17 protein-coding genes are annotated in these 15,119 nt (G+C 64.1%); 9 read left to right on the top strand and 8 right to left on the bottom strand.

Annotated features, from left to right (window positions below):
* Positions 1-22: 22 nt before the first annotated feature.
* Positions 23-493 carry an RNA methyltransferase gene (locus tag UB48_RS00465; protein WP_010223125.1) on the bottom strand — a complete coding sequence of 157 codons (471 nt, stop codon included), beginning with the start codon at positions 491-493 and terminating at the stop codon, positions 23-25.
* 61 nt (positions 494-554) lie between these two features.
* Positions 555-926 (bottom strand): YajD family HNH nuclease, encoded by a 372-nt coding sequence (locus tag UB48_RS00460; RefSeq protein ID WP_038996595.1) that lies wholly within the window; start codon positions 924-926, stop codon positions 555-557.
* Between the two features lie 125 nt (positions 927-1,051).
* Between UB48_RS00460 and UB48_RS00455 the strand changes: the two genes are divergently transcribed.
* Entirely contained in the window at positions 1,052-1,324 is a 273-nt protein-coding gene (locus tag UB48_RS00455; RefSeq protein WP_045193478.1) for a hypothetical protein, read from the top strand.
* On the opposite strand, the gene UB48_RS00450 is transcribed toward UB48_RS00455, so the two are convergent.
* Positions 1,321-1,794 (bottom strand): cyclic nucleotide-binding domain-containing protein, encoded by a 474-nt coding sequence (locus tag UB48_RS00450; protein ID WP_045193477.1) that lies wholly within the window; start codon positions 1,792-1,794, stop codon positions 1,321-1,323. The genes UB48_RS00455 and UB48_RS00450 overlap by 4 nt on opposite strands.
* A 95-nt stretch (positions 1,795-1,889) precedes the next feature.
* Positions 1,890-3,941, bottom strand: coding sequence for a S9 family peptidase (locus UB48_RS00445; protein ID WP_045193476.1), 2,052 nt, complete (start codon positions 3,939-3,941; stop codon positions 1,890-1,892).
* Positions 3,942-4,025: 84 nt separating this feature from the next.
* Here UB48_RS00445 and UB48_RS00440 point away from each other — a divergent pair, with 84 nt between their 5' ends.
* Genes UB48_RS00440 through UB48_RS00430 form a run of 3 tightly spaced genes read left to right on the top strand, consistent with a single transcriptional unit; the run spans position 4,026 to position 5,848 of the window.
* Complete coding sequence (locus UB48_RS00440; RefSeq protein WP_045193475.1) at positions 4,026-4,517, top strand: hypothetical protein; 492 nt, start codon at positions 4,026-4,028, stop codon at positions 4,515-4,517.
* Between the two features lie 22 nt (positions 4,518-4,539).
* On the top strand, positions 4,540-5,316 hold the full coding sequence (locus tag UB48_RS00435) for a class II glutamine amidotransferase (protein ID WP_045193474.1): 777 nt from the start codon (positions 4,540-4,542) through the stop codon (positions 5,314-5,316).
* A 10-nt stretch (positions 5,317-5,326) separates the two neighbouring features.
* Positions 5,327-5,848, top strand: a complete 522-nt coding sequence (locus UB48_RS00430) for a DUF2937 family protein (protein ID WP_045193473.1) — start codon at positions 5,327-5,329, stop codon at positions 5,846-5,848.
* Here UB48_RS00430 and UB48_RS00425 read toward each other — a convergent pair.
* Positions 5,845-6,756, bottom strand: a complete 912-nt coding sequence (locus UB48_RS00425) for a LysR family transcriptional regulator (RefSeq protein ID WP_045193472.1) — start codon at positions 6,754-6,756, stop codon at positions 5,845-5,847. The genes UB48_RS00430 and UB48_RS00425 overlap by 4 nt on opposite strands.
* Before the next feature lie 142 nt (positions 6,757-6,898).
* Here UB48_RS00425 and UB48_RS00420 point away from each other — a divergent pair, with 142 nt between their 5' ends.
* The 4 genes from UB48_RS00420 to UB48_RS00405 are packed head-to-tail and all read left to right on the top strand — an operon-like array spanning position 6,899 to position 10,581.
* On the top strand, positions 6,899-8,185 hold the full coding sequence (locus tag UB48_RS00420; RefSeq protein WP_045193471.1) for an MFS transporter: 1,287 nt from the start codon (positions 6,899-6,901) through the stop codon (positions 8,183-8,185).
* A gap of 25 nt (positions 8,186-8,210) precedes the next feature.
* A complete protein-coding gene (locus tag UB48_RS00415; protein WP_082075365.1) occupies positions 8,211-8,963 on the top strand; it encodes a 5-oxoprolinase subunit PxpA in 753 nt (250 codons plus the stop codon).
* Positions 8,960-9,664: a 5-oxoprolinase subunit PxpB gene (pxpB, locus tag UB48_RS00410; protein WP_045193468.1), complete on the top strand. Its 705-nt coding sequence runs from the start codon at positions 8,960-8,962 to the stop codon at positions 9,662-9,664. Before UB48_RS00415 ends, pxpB begins: the two co-directional genes overlap by 4 nt.
* A complete protein-coding gene (locus UB48_RS00405) occupies positions 9,661-10,581 on the top strand; it encodes a biotin-dependent carboxyltransferase family protein (RefSeq protein WP_045193467.1) in 921 nt (306 codons plus the stop codon). The genes pxpB and UB48_RS00405 overlap by 4 nt, the downstream gene beginning before the upstream one ends.
* A 96-nt stretch (positions 10,582-10,677) precedes the next feature.
* Here the strand turns inward: UB48_RS00405 and UB48_RS00400 are convergent, their stop codons facing one another.
* From UB48_RS00400 to UB48_RS00390, 3 genes are all read right to left on the bottom strand, one after another.
* Positions 10,678-11,856 carry a VWA domain-containing protein gene (locus UB48_RS00400; protein ID WP_045193466.1) on the bottom strand — a complete coding sequence of 393 codons (1,179 nt, stop codon included), beginning with the start codon at positions 11,854-11,856 and terminating at the stop codon, positions 10,678-10,680.
* A 16-nt stretch (positions 11,857-11,872) separates the two neighbouring features.
* Positions 11,873-12,718 (bottom strand): MoxR family ATPase, encoded by an 846-nt coding sequence (locus UB48_RS00395; protein ID WP_038996581.1) that lies wholly within the window; start codon positions 12,716-12,718, stop codon positions 11,873-11,875.
* Positions 12,719-12,856: 138 nt separating this feature from the next.
* Complete coding sequence (locus tag UB48_RS00390; protein WP_045193465.1) at positions 12,857-13,930, bottom strand: DUF748 domain-containing protein; 1,074 nt, start codon at positions 13,928-13,930, stop codon at positions 12,857-12,859.
* A gap of 131 nt (positions 13,931-14,061) precedes the next feature.
* Between UB48_RS00390 and cysK the strand changes: the two genes are divergently transcribed.
* Positions 14,062-15,036 (top strand): cysteine synthase A, encoded by a 975-nt coding sequence (cysK, locus tag UB48_RS00385; protein WP_045193464.1) that lies wholly within the window; start codon positions 14,062-14,064, stop codon positions 15,034-15,036.
* The last annotated feature ends 83 nt before the right edge of the window (positions 15,037-15,119 follow it).

Below are 15,119 nucleotides of genomic sequence, written 5' to 3'. Positions count from 1 at the left end.
CAGGGCGGGCTGTTCAGTCGAGTTACTTGAATTTCGGCCCGGAGCGGGTATTCAGGCCTTTGGCCAGGCGGTCGTAGAGCACGACGTTAACGGTAGCGGCAAGGTTCATGCAACCGTTGGTCGGGATGTAGATGGTCTCTTCGCACCAGGCCCGCACACTCGGGTCGAGGGAGCCGTCTTCGGGGCCGAAGATATAGATCGCGCGGTCCGGGTGGGTGTACTCGGGCAGCGGCCGGGCGCCGTCGACCAGCTCCACTGCCACCGGCGTGCAGCCCAGGGGGATGATCTTCTGCAGGTCGTCGATACCGATCAGCGGGATGTCGTAGTGCACCCGCTTGGTGTCGGTGACGAAGTCGCGGGCGCGCTCATAGCGCTTGCCGGTGTAGAACACCGAGTTGACGCCGTAGCAACCCGCGGCGCGCATCACCGAACCGACGTTCTCTGCTGACTTGGGGTTGAACAGACCAATGCAGCTGTACCGTTTGTTCGCCACGTGCCGGGGCCCTTCGCAAAAAAGACGCGATTATACGGGCTTGCCGGCGACTGTGGGCGCTTCAGTCCTTCTTCAGCATCCCGGCCAGGGCCGCAAACGGATTGTGGGTGGCCTTGGCGATGCTCGGGCTGCTGGTCGAGCCTTCGCTGAAGTACTGCTGGTCGGTATAGCGCGAGTGCTCGTTGTCGTGACAGTACAGGCACAGCAGCTCCCAGTTGGAACCGTCCTGGGGGTTGTTGTCGTGGTTGTGGTCACGGTGGTGCACGGTCAGCTCGCTCAGGCGCTTGCCGGCGAACTCACGGGCGCAGCGGCCACACACGTGCGGGTACATGCGCAGGGCCTTGTCACGGTAGCCCATTTCCTTGTCGCGCTTGGCGTCGGCAAGGATGCGGTCTAGCCGTGCGGTGGCGGCGGCAGAGGATGACGAACTCATGGGATTACCTTTTCTCGGGCTTGTTACGGTTATGCCTTGAAGTTTAGCCCGATGGCGGGCAATTCGGACAGGCAAACCGTGCGCGGTGGGAGTAGCCTGTAGCCAGGACCCTCAGGAGCCTGCGCATGCGTTACGCGATCATTGCCGTACTGATCTGTGCCAGCCTGCAAAGCACCGTGGCCGCCGAGCTGCAACCGCGGCTGGCCACGCCGGTGCCGGGGGCGCCGGGCACCGCCACGCCAACGCCCTATCCGCAGGTGACGCCAAGTACGCCGCCGCGGGCCGGTGATGCGCGACCGGGCTCGCCATTGCTGCCGCCGATGCCGCTGCCCGCTCCGCCCAAGGACCAGCCGTTGCCCGGCCTGAGTCCGAACTACAGCAAGGGCAAGGGCGGCTAAACCTGCTGCGCCAGACGCTGGCCGTCCTGCATGCGCAGGCGCCGCGACAAGGCCACGGCCAGGGCGCGGATGATCTTGGCGGCGATCTTCGGGGCGTCGTTGAGCATCTTTTCCAGCGAGTCCTTGCCCAGGTTGAGCAGTTGGCAGTCGCTGGCGGCAATGCAACTGGCCGAGCGCCGTTCACCGTCGAGCACGGCCATTTCGCCGAAGGCACGGCCCTTGCGCAGGGTGGCGATTTCGACCTGGCGCTGCTCGGCGTCGGTCTTGCGTACCGACACCACGCCGTGGTGGATGATGCACATGAAGGTGCCGGCATCGCCTTCGCGGAAAATTTCTTCACCTTCGCTCATGCTGCTGATGCTGAAATAGCCGGCGGCGGCCTGGAAGTCGACAGGCAGCAACTGGTCGAACAGGCCGCAGTCCATGAGCATGTCGCGGATTTCGTTGTTGAGGTGGGTGGGTTCAGGCATTTGCGTCGTTCTTTTAGTTTTGTGGTGTCTGATAATCGCGGGTCAAGCCCGCTCCTACAGGGGCGGGCGGTGACTCAGACAACAAATTTTCCGATTTACACCACGCCCAGCACGTTGAATACGAACGCATACTCCAGCGCCACATCGCGCAGCCCCTGGTAGCGTCCGCTCATGCCGCCGTGGCCGGCGCCCATTTCGGTCTTGAGCAGCAGCAGGTTGTCGTCGGTCTTGGTCACCCGCAGCCGCGCCACCCACTTGGCCGCTTCCCAGTACTGCACACGGCTGTCGTTGTAACCGGCGATCACCAGCAGGGCAGGGTAGGCCTGGGCGCGGACGTTTTCATAGGGTGCGTAGGCCTTGATCCGCTCGTACACCTCGGGTTCCTCGGGGTTGCCCCACTCGTCGTATTCGGTGACGGTCAGCGGCAGTTCCGGGTCGAGCATGGTATTGAGCACGTCGACGAACGGCACTTCGGCAATCGCCGCCTTGAATAGCTCCGGGCGCTGGTTCAGTACCGCGCCGATCAGCAGGCCACCAGCGCTGCCGCCGCTGATCGCCAGTTGCCCGGCGCAGGTAACGCCCTGGGCGATCAGGTGTTCGGCGCAGGCTATGAAGTCGCCGAAGGTGTTGTGCTTGTGCTCCTGTTTGCCGGCGCGGTACCAGGCTTCACCCAGCTCACCGCCACCACGCACGTGGGCGATGGCAAAGGCCACGCCGCGTTCGAGCAGGCTCAGGCGGGCGTGGGAGAACCACGGGTCGAGGCTTTCGCCATAGGCGCCATAACCGTACAGGTACAGCGGCATCGGCTTGCCGACGTCGGCGCGGCGCTGCACCAGGCTGATCGGCACCTGGGTGCCGTCGGCGGCAGTGGCCCACAGGCGCTGGCTGACGTAGGCATCCGGGTCGAACGGGCCGAGCACCGGGGTTTGCTTGAGCACTTGCTGGGCGCCGCTGGCCAGCTCCAGTTGGCGTACCTGGGCCGGGCGGTTGAGCGACTGGTAACGCAGGCGGATGCGCGGGCTGACGAACTCCAGGCTGTCCTGCACGTACAAGCTGTAGGCAGCGTCTGGCAGCTCGACGCGGTAGGCCGGCAGGCCTTGTGGGCGCACCTCGATGATCGGCAGGCCGCCTTCGCGCAGGCTCAGGGTCAGGGCGCTGGCGTTGAGGGTCAGGCCTTCGAGCATCACCGTGTCGCGGTGGGCCACCAGCAGTTGCCATTGTTCGCGGCTCGGCACGCTATCGGCTTGGGCCTGGTACAGGGCGAAGTTGATGCCGTCCTGGTTGCTGCGGATGAACCAGCGCCACTGGCCTTCTAGCTGGCCGTGGTCAGGGTAGTACTCGTGGCCCTCGACCCGCGGCGCCAGGCAGGTGAAGGCCTGCTCGGGATGTTCGGCGTCGAGCACCCAGGCTTCGCTGGTGGTCTTGCTGTTGAGCAGCAGGATCAGCTGGCGCTCGGAGCTGGCGCGGTAGCAGTGCAGAAAGAAACGACCGTCGGTTTCTTCATACACGGGTGCAACGCTGCCGCTGCCCAGGCGATGGCGCAACAGCTTGTGCGGGCGATGGGTGTCGTCCAGCTCGGCGAAGAACAGCGTCTGGTTGTCGTTGGCCCAGGTCATGCTGCCGTCGCAGTCCTCGAACGGCAGTTGCTCGATGGCGCCGCTGGCCAGTTCCTTGACGTACAGGGTGTAGATTTCGTCGCCCGTGGTGTCCAGGCTGTAGGCCAGGCGCTGGTGGTCGGGGCTGATGCTGAAGGCACCGAGGGACAGAAAGCCGCCCTGGGCCAGTTCATTGGGGTCGAGCAGCAGCTCTTCGCGGCTTTCATCGACCGTGTTGGAATCGTCGGCCGGGCGCGGGCAGCGGTAATGGCGGGCGTATTCGTCGCCGGCGGTGGTGCGCGTGTAGTACAGGTACGGGCCCCAGGGCGAGGGCAGCGACAGGTCGGTCTCGAGGATGCGCGCCTTGATCTCTTCGAACAGTTGCTCGCGCAGCGGCGCCTGAGCGGCCAGCTGCGCCTCTTGATAGGCGTTCTCGGCGTTCAGGTACGCCAGCACCTCGGGGGTGTCGCGCTGCTGCAGCCAGGCATAGGGATCGGCACCTTCGGCCTTGCGGGCAATCGGGGCACGGGGAGCGGTGGCGTCTGCGGACATGCGGGGTTCTCTTGGCTGGGGGGCGCCTGCGCGCGGAAAAGTGTTTATCATAAGCGTCTATTTGCCTAGCTTGCCACGGACACCATGACCGAGAACGACTATCTGCTCGCCTGGGGCCTCTACGCCCTTGCCGCCTTGGGATGCCTGCTGGTGGGCTTTCGCCTGACCTCATGGATGTGGCGCTGGTTGCGCGAACCGCTGCGGGTGTTGATGGCGGTGCTGCTGCTGACCCCGACCATTGTCGACCCGGTGAAAGAAAAGTTCGCCCCGGCCATCGCCATTGCCGCCCTCGACACCCTGTTCAAGGTCGGCAACAACGCCCTGCGCGCCGCAGCCGACCTGGCCATGTACGGCATGATTGCCTTTGCCCTGTATGCGCTGTTCGTGCTCATCCGCTGGCCGCTCGAGCGCCGTGCCAGGGCCCGCCGCGAGCAGGCGCAAGCCGCCGCGCAACGTGAAGCGGACGAGCCTGTGAGCGATGAGCCGTTCGCCGCCGAGCGCAGCGACCGCTACCGTAACCCGCCACCTGCAGCGCCGCTGGGCGGCAGTGGCACGCGGGTCGAGCCGCGCCTGTAGCCTTTGCCCGGAGCAGCCAAGCATGTGTGAATTACTGGGCATGAGCGCCAATGTGCCGACCGACATCGTTTTCAGCTTCACCGGGCTGATGCAGCGCGGCGGGCGCACCGGCCCGCACCGTGACGGCTGGGGCATCGCCTTCTACGAAGGCCGTGGCCTGCGCCTGTTCCAGGACCCGGCGGCGAGCTGCGAGTCGGAAGTCGCCAACCTGGTGCAGCGCTACCCGATCAAGAGCGAGGTGGTGATCGGCCACATTCGCCAGGCCAACGTCGGCAAGGTCTGCCTGTCCAACACCCATCCGTTCGTGCGCGAGCTGTGGGGGCGCAACTGGTGCTTTGCGCACAACGGCCAGCTCGGCGAGTTCAAGGGCCAGGCGACCTTCTATCGGCCGGTTGGCGACACCGACAGCGAAGCGGCGTTTTGCGACCTGCTCAACCGCGTGCGCGAAGCCTTCCCCGAACCGGTCGAGGTCGAGCAATTGCTGCCGGTGCTGGTCGAGGCCTGCGCCGAATACCGTGGCAAGGGCGTGTTCAACTGCCTGTTCAGCGATGGCGACTGGCTGTTCTGCTTCTGTTCGACCAAGCTGGTGCACATCACCCGCCGAGCGCCGTTTGGCCCGGCACGGCTGAAGGACGTCGACATGATCGTCGACTTCCAGGCCGAAACCACCCCTAACGATGTGGTCACGGTGATCGCCACCGAGGCCCTCACCGAGAACGAAACCTGGCATCGCTACGCACCTGGCCAGTGGGCCCTGTGGCGCCGTGGCGAATGCATCGCCGAAGGCCAGGCCAGCTAAGGATCAGCCCATGTTCAGAAGTTACCTGCGCTTGCTGTTGTTTACCTGCGGTTTGCTGGTCGGGCTGCAGGTGCCGGGCTATATCGTCGATTACAGCCAGCGGGTCGAGGCGCACCTGCTTGAATCACGCGAAGGCCTCAAGGGTTTTGAAGACACCGCCAAGCGCTTCTTCAACGGCGACCTGCAGGCCTTGGTGCGCCATTACCGCAGCAGCGACGACCCGGTGTTCACCAGCGATGCCAACAGCATCGAGAGCCTGTTGATCCGCAATCGCCAGTTCGAGCAGGAATGGCAGATCGTGCAGGGCCCGTGGCTGGCGAAAACCTGGCATGTGCTGGTTACCGCCAACCCGCAACTGCGCGAAGAAACCCTCAACGGTTACCGCTACCAGATTCTGCTTAACCCCGAGGCCCTGGCCTGGGGCCTGAGCTGCGCGCTGCTGCTGGCGCTGGTGGTCGAAAGCCTGCTGCTGTTGCTCGGCTGGGTGGCCCTCGGCGGGCGGCGCAAGGCGGTGCAGGAGAGCTGGCGCTAAACCAGCACGATGCGCTGCGGCCCGGCATCGCGGGCGTAGCGCTCCAGCACGTTGCGGCACAGTTGCACCACCTCGTCGACCAGCTCGACGCCGGTCTGCCAGGCCACCACCAGCTCCAGGCTCGGTGGCTGCCGGGCCAGCGGCAGCAGGATCAGCTCGCCACGGGCCAGTTCCTCGCTGACCAGCGCCGGTGGCAGGGCGCCAATACCAAAACCATCACGCAACAGCCGGGTGATCGCCGCCACCGAGTTCACGCAGTTCAGCCGTGGCGCGCCGACCCCTTCGGCCTGCAGCAGGCTGAGCACTTCCTGGTGCGGGCGGGAATTTTTCGAAAAGGTCACGATGCGCTCGCGGGCCAGGTCCGCCAGCGAGGCGTAGTCGCGGTTGTAGATTGACTGGCTGGCGACGATCCAGCCCATGGGGTAGCGCGCCAGGTCCAGGCTGCGGATGCTTTCCTGGCGCAACAGGTCGGTTTGCAGGATTACATCGAGAAAGCCTTTTTGCAGTTGTTCGCGCAAGTTAAGCGCTGTATCGGCGATCAACTCGATTTCCACCTGCGGGTAGCGCTCCATCAACTCCGCCACCAGCGGGCTCATCCAGGTGTGGATTACCGTGTCCATCACGCCGATGCGAATCCGCCCGACCTTGGCCCGGTCGCTGTCCAGCGATTGCTTGAGGGCCTTGGCGGTGTCGAGCATCTGTTCGGCGTACTCGAGCACCTTGCTGCCTTCCGGGGTCAGGCTCACGCCGCGTGAGTCGCGCAGCAGCAACCTGACCCCGAGATCGGCCTCAAGCGCGGCGATGCGGCTGGAGATCGAGGCCTGGGTGGTGAAGAGCTTTTCGGCGGTCAGGCGAAAACTCTTGAGGCGGGCAACCCAGACGAAGGTTTCGAGGAATTTGAGGTTCATGGCGCGCTCACTGATCAAGTTTTTCTTATGCCAGACAGCTGGTTTTTCTCGTTGGACGACAACCTGCGGGCGTCGAAAAATGATCCTCAAGCCGCGACACATGTTGTCGTCGTTAAAACAATACCAACAAGCTGAGGCAACCATGAACCCATCGGGCGTGCAGCAACAGGTCAAAGCCAGGTCAGTGGCGGGGCCATTCGACTGGTACCGCAACATCAACAAGCAGGAACGCCGGACCTTCTGGAGCTGCAAGATCGGCTACGGCCTCGATGGCATGGACACGCAGATGCTCAGCTTCGTCATCCCCACCCTGATCGCCCTGTGGGGCATCAGCACCGCCGAGGCCGGGTTGATTCACACCAGCACCCTGATCGCCTCGGCCTTGGGCGGCTGGATCGCCGGTATCCTTTCCGACCGCATCGGCCGGGTGCGCACCCTGCAATTGACGGTGCTGTGGTTCGCCTTCTTCACCTTTCTTTGCGGTTTTGCCCAGAACTACGAGCAGTTGTTGATCGCCCGCACCCTGATGGGCTTCGGTTTTGGCGGCGAATGGACCGCCGGCGCCGTGCTGATCGGCGAAGTGATCCGCGCCCAGGACCGTGGCAAGGCAGTGGGCATGGTGCAGTCCGGCTGGGCCATCGGCTGGGGCCTGACGGCGATCCTGTATGCCGTGCTGTTTTCGCTGTTGCCGCCGGAAGATGCCTGGCGCGCACTGTTTTTGCTGGGCATCGTGCCAGCGGTGTTCGTGATTTTCGTTCGCCGCCTGGTCAAGGACCCGGAGATCTACCAGCAGGCCAAGGCCGCGGAAAAGACCGCAGCGCCGTCGCACTTCTATGAAATCTTCGCCCCGGGCATGCTCTTCACCACGATCCGCGCCTCGCTGCTGACCACCGGCGCCCTGGGCGGCTACTACGCCATCACCTCGTGGCTGCCAACCTTCCTCAAGAACGAGCGCGGCTTGAGCGTACTGGGTACCGGCGGCTACCTGGCGATGGTGATCTTCGGCTCCTACATCGGCTATGTGATCAGCGCCTACCTCACCGACCTGCTGGGCCGGAAAAAGAACTTCATCCTCTTCGCCGTCGGCTCGTTCATCATTGTCCTGCTCTACACCCAGATGCCGGTCAGCGACGGCGTCATGCTCTGGCTGGGCTTCCCCCTGGGCTTCTTCGCCTCGGGGATCTTCAGTGGCATGGGCGCGTTTCTCACCGAACTCTTCCCCACCCGCATCCGCGGCTCGGGCCAGGGCTTTTGCTACAACATCGGCCGCGCGCTGGCGGCGTTCTTCCCGCTGCTGATCGGCTTGCTGAGCCAGAAGATTCCCTTGGGCCTAGGCATCGGCGGATTTGCCGCAGTGTCCTACGGAGTGGTAATTCTGGCAGCCTTGAGCCTGCCGGAAACCCGCGGCAAACAATTAGAAGCCCATTAAGGCCGAGCCTGAAGGAGTGTCACACGTGAGCCGCCTGTTATTGAATTGCGATATGGGTGAAAGTTTTGGCAGCTGGACCATGGGCCTGGATGCCCAGGTCATGCCTTATGTTGATTGCGCCAACATTGCCTGCGGTTTTCATGCCGGCGACCCCGGGATCATGCGCAAGACCGTGGCCCTGGCCGTGGCCAGCCAGGTGCGCATCGGCGCCCATCCGGCCTACCCGGACCTGGCCGGCTTCGGCCGCCGCTCCATGGCCTGCAGCGCCGAAGAGATTCGCGACCTGCTGCATTACCAGATCGGCGCCCTGGACGGCATTTGCCGTACCCAGGGTACCCGGGTTGCCTACGTCAAACCCCACGGCGCGCTGTACAACGACATGATGGCCGAGCCGCTCAAGCTGCGTGCCGTGCTCGAAGCCGTGGCCGCCTATGACCGGCAACTGCCGCTGATGCTGATGGCCACCGCCGACAACAGCGCGGCCCAGGCCTTGGGCGATGAGTACGGTGTAACCCTGTGGTTCGAAGCCTTTGCCGACCGCGCCTACGACGCCAGCGGCCACTTGCTGTCGCGGCGCTTGCCGGGGGCGGTGCACCATGATCCGGCGATGATTGTCGAGCAGGCCCTGCGCCTGGCCCGCGGCGAGGCGCTGAGCGCCAGCGATGGCAGCGCGTTGCTGCTGCAGGCCGATACCCTGTGCGTGCATGGCGATAACGACAGCTCGATCGCCGCCGTGCGGCAGATCCGTCAGGCCCTCGATGCCCAGGCGGTGCCATGAATTACCATATTGAAGTAGTGGCCATCGATAGCCTGATGGTGCGCCTGTTCGACCAGATCGATGAAGGCAACATGCCCTGGCTGCTTGCCGCCAGCCAGCGCCTGCGCAGCGCCTTTGCCGGGCGCCTGGTCGACCTGGTGCCGTCCTATACCACGCTGATGGTGCAGTTCGACCTGCTCCAGTTGTCGCCGGCCGAGGCCCAGGCCTGTATTCGGCAAGCGCTCACCGACTTGCAGCCGGACCCTGGCAGCGCAGGCCGCCAGCACGAGATTCCGGTGTGGTATGACCCGAGTGTCGGCCCGGAGCTGCAACTGCTGGCCGAGCGTTGCAACACATCGGTGGCCGACATCATTCGCCGCCACAGCGAGCGTGAGTACCAGGTGTTCGCCCTGGGCTTTGCCCCCGGCTTCGCCTTCATGGGCCTGGTCGAACAAGCCCTGGCCGCGCCGCGCCTGGCCACCCCGCGCAAACGCGTGGCGGCCGGCAGCGTGGGCATTGCCGAGCGCCAGACCGCCGCCTATCCGGCAGTCTCGCCTGGCGGCTGGAACCTGATCGGGCGCACCCCGAGCAAGCTTTTTGACCGTCAGCGCGACGGCTACAGCTTGTTGCAACCAGGCGACCGGGTGCGCTTCGTGGCGGTTGAGCGCGCCACCTTCATCAACCTGGGCGGCGACGATACCCCGCTGGAGGTCCAGGCATGAGCCGCTTGTCGATCGAGGCCAGCACGCCGCTGTGCCTGCTGCAGGATGCCGGGCGCTTTGGCGTGCGCCACCTGGGCGTGACCCAGGGCGGGGCGCTGGACTGGGTGTCGATGCGCTGGGCCAACTGGCTGCTGGGCAACGCGCCCGAGGCCGTGGTGGTCGAGGTCACCCTCGGTGGTTTCAGCCTGATTGCCGAGCAGGACTGTTGCCTGGCCCTGGCCGGCGCCGACCTCGACGCACGCCTCGATGGCCAGCCGCTCAAGCCCTGGCGCAGCTTCAGCATGGGCAAGGGCCAGCGCCTGCGCCTGAATGCGCCGCTGCATGGCGCCCGTGCCTACATCGCTGCGCCGGGTGGCTTCAAGGCGCCGCAGGTACTGGGCAGTTGTGCCAGCGTGGTACGTGAAGCGCTCGGCGGGCTGGATGGTTTGGGCTCGCCGCTGGCCAAGGGGCAAGCGCTGGAATACGCCGGTGTGGCAGCGGCGCTCAAAGAAGTGCCGGAGGCGTTGTGGCCGGACTTTACCGACAGGTCGCCGCTTGATCTGTTGCTCGGCGCGCAGATCGGCGATTTTAGCGGCACGAGCCTGTTCGAAGCGTTCAACCGTGACTGGACCCTCGACAGCCGGGCCGATCGCATGGGCATTCGCCTGTTGGGGCCGGTGTTGCAGTACCAGGGCCCGGCGATGATCTCTGAAGGTATCCCTTTAGGCGCGGTGCAGGTGCCGCCGGACGGCCAGCCGATCGTGCTGCTCAATGATCGCCAGACCATTGGTGGCTATCCACGCTTGGGCGCGTTGACGCCGCTGGCCCTGGCGAGGATGGCGCAGATGCTGCCGGGGAGGGTGGTGCGCTTTCGGCCGGTGGTGCAGGAGATGGCGTGGCTTGAGCAGCGGGCGTTTCTTGAAAGGTTTGTTGGCTGAGCGGGCCTCATCGCTGGCAAGCCAGCTCCCACAGGTGAATGCAAACCTCTGTGGGAGCCGGCCTTGCCGGCGATGGGGCGCGTAGCGGCCCCGTGTCTACTTGGACAAAAACCGCATCCCTTCTTCCAGCCCACGCAAGGTCAGCGGAAACATCCGGTCCTCGACCAGCTCACGCACGATGTTGGTCGAGGCGGTGTAGCCCCAGGTGTCCTTGGGGTAGGGGTTGATCCAGATAAGCTTCTTGTACTTCTCCATGAAGCGCTGCATCCACACGTAGCCGGCTTCCTCGTTCCAGTGCTCGACGCTGCCACCGGGCTGGGTGATCTCGTAGGGCGCCATGGCCGCGTCACCGACGAACACCACCTTGTAGTCGGCGCCGTACTTGTGCAGCAGGTCCAGGGTCGAGGTGCGCTCGGAGGTGCGGCGCAGGTTGTTCTTCCACACCGACTCGTAGACGAAGTTGTGGAAGTAGTAGTACTCCAGGTGCTTGAACTCGGTCTTGCAGGCCGAGAACAGCTCTTCGCAGATCTTAACGTGGGCGTCCATCGAGCCGCCGATGTCGAACAGCAGCAGCAACTTGACGCTGTTGCGCCGCTCCGGGCGCATCTGGATGTTGAGCAGGCCGGCATCGCGGGCGGTGTGGTCGATGGTGCCGTCGATATCCAGCTCTTCGGCCGCACCCTGGCGGGCGAACTTGCGCAGCCGGCGCAGGGCCAGCTTGATGTTGCGCGTGCCCAGTTCGACCTGGTCGTCGAGGTTCTTGTACTCGCGCTGGTCCCAGACCTTGACCGCCTTGCCCTGGCGCTTGCCGGCATCGCCAACGCGGATGCCCTCGGGGTTGAAACCGCCCGAGCCGAACGGGCTGGTGCCGCCGGTGCCGATCCACTTGTTGCCGCCGGCATGGCGTTCCTTTTGCTCTTCGAGGCGCTTCTTGAACTCTTCGATGAGCTTGTCGAGGCCGCCCAGGGACTGGATCTGCGCGCGTTCCTCGTCGCTCAGCGAGCGTTCGAACTCCTTGCGCAGCCAGTCTTCGGGAATCAAGGCTTCCAGGTGCTGGTTGAGGTTCTCAAGGCCCTTGAAGTAGGCCGAGAACGCCCGGTCGAACTTGTCGAAATGACGCTCGTCCTTGACCAGGATGGCCCGCGACAAGTAGTAGAACTCGTCCATGTCGGCAAAGGTCACGCGCTGCTTGAGGGCATTGAGCAAATCAAGCAGCTCGCGTACCGACACCGGCACCTTGGCCGCGCGCATTTCATTGAACAGATTGAGCAGCATGGCTATTGCTCCCGGCTCAGCGGTTACCGCGACGGCTCATGAAGGCCAGGCGCTCGAGCAACTGCACGTCCTGTTCGTTCTTGACCAGGGCCCCGGCCAGCGGCGGGATGGCCTTGGTCGGATCACGTTCGCGCAGCACCGCTTCGCCGATGTTGTCGGCCATCAGCAGCTTGAGCCAGTCGACCAGCTCGGAGGTCGACGGTTTTTTCTTCAGGCCCGGCACTTTGCGCACGTCGAAGAACACGTCCAGCGCTTCGCTGACCAGGTCCTTCTTGATGTTCGGGTAGTGCACATCGACGATCTGCTGCAGGGTGGTGCGGTCAGGGAAGGCAATGTAGTGGAAGAAGCAGCGGCGCAAGAAGGCGTCGGGCAGTTCCTTTTCGTTGTTGGAGGTAATGATGATGATCGGGCGCTGCTTGGCCTTGATCGTCTCGTCGGTCTCGTAAACGTAGAACTCCATTTTGTCGAGTTCCTGCAACAGGTCGTTGGGGAACTCGATGTCGGCCTTGTCGATTTCGTCGATCAGCAGAATGACCCGCTCTTCGGACTCGAAGGCCTCCCAGAGCTTGCCTTTCTTCAGGTAGTTGCGCACGTCGTGGACCTTGTCGACGCCCAGTTGCGAGTCACGCAGGCGGCTGACCGCGTCGTACTCGTAGAGGCCCTGGTGGGCCTTGGTGGTCGACTTGATGTGCCAGGTGATCAGCTTGGCGCCAAAGGATTCGGCCAGCTGTTCGGCGAGCATGGTCTTGCCGGTGCCCGGCTCGCCCTTGACCAGCAGCGGTCGCTCCAGGGTGATTGCCGCGTTGACCGCCAGTTTCAGGTCGTCTGTAGCGACGTAAGCGCTGGTGCCTTCGAACTTCATGAACCGATCCTCTAACGTAGCGCCGGGGGTACTTGGCCCCTGGCGGAAAAATTGTCATGCACGACTATAACGCGGGCTCCGGGCGAGTGGGAACGCAGACGGCCCATTCAGTCTCTGAATGGACCGTCACTCGGTGACTCAGTCAGCCTTGGGCGGCGTTTGCTCATAACGGGCGTTGAAGGCCTGGACAAAGCCGTTGCGCAATATCTGCAAAAACGCCTCGAAGGCACTGATATCGCTTTTATGCACGCTGCCGCTGAGTTCCACGCGAGTGGCGAACTGGTTCTTGCCCTGGTTCTTGAGCACGGTTTCGCTGCCGCCGACCAGCGCTTCCCAGATCGAGCGGAAAAAGCCCTTGTCCTGGTTCTGAACGTCCTGCTGCCAGTTGAACACATCGACATCACGCAGCAGCGGTTTGATGTAGCCGGTGAGCCGGCCGTTTTGCGCTTGCGCCTCGATCACCAGGTCGCCGTGGCCGGCATTGAAGTCGAACTTGCCATAGGCGCTGGCGAAGTCATTGAGCCGGCGCAGTTCGATACCGGTGGCGCGCAGGCGGAATTTGAAGTCGTCGAAGTCGCTGAACGGGTCGAAGGTGGCGCTGCTTTCGACACTGGCATCGCCCAGCAGGCGGGCCTTGGCGTCGAAGGTGGCATCGCGGCGGCCCTTGCGGTCTTCGACGTTGGTCAGGTTGCGGATGCTGGCATCGAGTTGGGTGGCCTTGAGGTTGACCGGCGGCCTGGAGTTGAAGTTGCGAAAACTCAAGGTGCCGTCTTCGATGCGCACTTCGTTGAGGGTGATCGGCAGCAGTTTTTCCAGCTGCTGGCGCCAGTCGGTGCCCTGGCCGGTCTGTGAACTCTGCTTGCTGGCGCCGTCGACGAAGTTCAGCTGCGGCTTGAGGAAGGTCACCTCGGCGACCACCGCCTGGTCGTGCCACAGCGAATGCCAGCTGATCGAGAGGTCGATCAATGGCGCTTCAAGCAGGGGCACCGGCACCTTGCCACTGGTCTTGACGATGTTCAGGCCGTTGATCTTATAGGCGCCGCGCCACAACGCCAGGTCGACATCGGTGACCTGGCCGCGGTAGTCGCCCATGTCGGCCAGCTTGTCGTTGAGGTAGTTGCGCACCAGCAGCGCCAGGGTCAGGTGCAAGGCCAATAGTAACAATGTGATACCCAGCAGCCCCCACAAGGGCCAGCGATAGCGGCGTTTCATCGGCGGCGGTTCCCGGCAAGGTAGTGATCGGTTGACCCCTGTCAGCCTCAGGGGTTCGCCGGTTGTGGACGCACTGGCGCTGCAGGCTTACCCTTGAAGTTTTCCGCCCGGTGCATAAAAGGACCCCCGCCATGAGCCGTATCTTTGCTGACAACGCGCATTCCATCGGCAATACGCCGCTGGTGCAGATCAACCGCATCGCCCCCCGCGGCGTCACCGTGCTGGCCAAGATCGAGGGGCGCAACCCCGGTTATTCGGTCAAGTGCCGGATCGGCGCGAACATGATCTGGGACGCCGAAAGCAGCGGCAAACTCAAGCCGGGCATGACCATCGTCGAGCCGACCTCGGGCAACACCGGCATCGGCCTGGCCTTTGTCGCTGCCGCCCGTGGCTACAAGCTGCTGCTGACCATGCCGGCGTCGATGAGCATCGAACGGCGCAAGGTGCTCAAGGCCCTGGGCGCCGAGCTTGTGCTCACGGAGCCTGCCAAGGGCATGAAAGGCGCGATCGAAAAGGCCAGCGAAATTGTCGCCAGCGACCCGTCGGCGTACTTTTTGCCCGGCCAGTTCGAGAACCCGGCCAACCCGGCGATCCATGAAAAGACCACCGGCCCGGAGATCTGGAACGACACCGATGGCGCGGTCGATGTGCTGGTGGCGGGCGTCGGCACCGGCGGCACCATTACCGGGGTGTCGCGCTACATCAAGCAGACCCAGGGCAAGGCCATTCTGTCGGTGGCGGTCGAGCCGCTCGGCTCGCCGGTGATCACCCAGGCCCGTGCCGGTGAAGAGATCAAGCCCAGCCCGCACAAGATCCAGGGCATTGGCGCCGGTTTCGTGCCGAAGAACCTTGACCTGTCGATGGTCGACCAGGTCGAGCTGGTCAGCGACGAGGAGTCCAAGGCCATGGCCCTGCGCCTGATGCAGGAGGAGGGCATCCTCTGCGGAATCTCCTCCGGTGCGGCCATGGCCGCGGCGGTGCGCCTGGCGGAAAAACCGGAAATGCAGGGCAAGACCATCGTCGTGATCCTGCCGGACTCGGGCGAGCGCTACCTGTCGAGCATGCTGTTTGCCGACCTGTTCACCGAGCAGGAAAACCAGCAGTAAGTCGCCGCGGCGCTGATCCCGGGCAATAACCGGCGCCGCTGTTTGTTGCACAATCCTTAACACTGAATCCCGGCCCTGCAGGT

This window comes from Pseudomonas sp. 2(2015), assembly GCF_000955865.1.
Classification (GTDB): Bacteria; Pseudomonadota; Gammaproteobacteria; order Pseudomonadales; family Pseudomonadaceae; genus Aquipseudomonas.
This window is presented reverse-complemented; position numbering and strand designations above follow the sequence as displayed.

What these genes read in the sequence shown, in the direction of transcription:
- UB48_RS00400 (WP_045193466.1), bottom strand. Translation starts at nt 11,856, where the DNA reads ATGCTGCTCAATCTGTTCAATGAAATGCGCGCGGCCAAGGTGCCGGTG.
- UB48_RS00430 (WP_045193473.1), top strand. Translation starts at nt 5,327, where the DNA reads ATGTTCAGAAGTTACCTGCGCTTGCTGTTGTTTACCTGCGGTTTGCTG.
- UB48_RS00445 (WP_045193476.1), bottom strand. Translation starts at nt 3,941, where the DNA reads ATGTCCGCAGACGCCACCGCTCCCCGTGCCCCGATTGCCCGCAAGGCC.
- UB48_RS00390 (WP_045193465.1), bottom strand. Translation starts at nt 13,930, where the DNA reads ATGAAACGCCGCTATCGCTGGCCCTTGTGGGGGCTGCTGGGTATCACA.
- UB48_RS00435 (WP_045193474.1), top strand. Translation starts at nt 4,540, where the DNA reads ATGTGTGAATTACTGGGCATGAGCGCCAATGTGCCGACCGACATCGTT.
- UB48_RS00405 (WP_045193467.1), top strand. Translation starts at nt 9,661, where the DNA reads ATGAGCCGCTTGTCGATCGAGGCCAGCACGCCGCTGTGCCTGCTGCAG.
- UB48_RS00425 (WP_045193472.1), bottom strand. Translation starts at nt 6,756, where the DNA reads ATGAACCTCAAATTCCTCGAAACCTTCGTCTGGGTTGCCCGCCTCAAG.
- UB48_RS00460 (WP_038996595.1), bottom strand. Translation starts at nt 926, where the DNA reads ATGAGTTCGTCATCCTCTGCCGCCGCCACCGCACGGCTAGACCGCATC.
- UB48_RS00450 (WP_045193477.1), bottom strand. Translation starts at nt 1,794, where the DNA reads ATGCCTGAACCCACCCACCTCAACAACGAAATCCGCGACATGCTCATG.
- pxpB (WP_045193468.1), top strand. Translation starts at nt 8,960, where the DNA reads ATGAATTACCATATTGAAGTAGTGGCCATCGATAGCCTGATGGTGCGC.
- UB48_RS00455 (WP_045193478.1), top strand. Translation starts at nt 1,052, where the DNA reads ATGCGTTACGCGATCATTGCCGTACTGATCTGTGCCAGCCTGCAAAGC.
- UB48_RS00440 (WP_045193475.1), top strand. Translation starts at nt 4,026, where the DNA reads ATGACCGAGAACGACTATCTGCTCGCCTGGGGCCTCTACGCCCTTGCC.
- cysK (WP_045193464.1), top strand. Translation starts at nt 14,062, where the DNA reads ATGAGCCGTATCTTTGCTGACAACGCGCATTCCATCGGCAATACGCCG.
- UB48_RS00395 (WP_038996581.1), bottom strand. Translation starts at nt 12,718, where the DNA reads ATGAAGTTCGAAGGCACCAGCGCTTACGTCGCTACAGACGACCTGAAA.
- UB48_RS00420 (WP_045193471.1), top strand. Translation starts at nt 6,899, where the DNA reads ATGAACCCATCGGGCGTGCAGCAACAGGTCAAAGCCAGGTCAGTGGCG.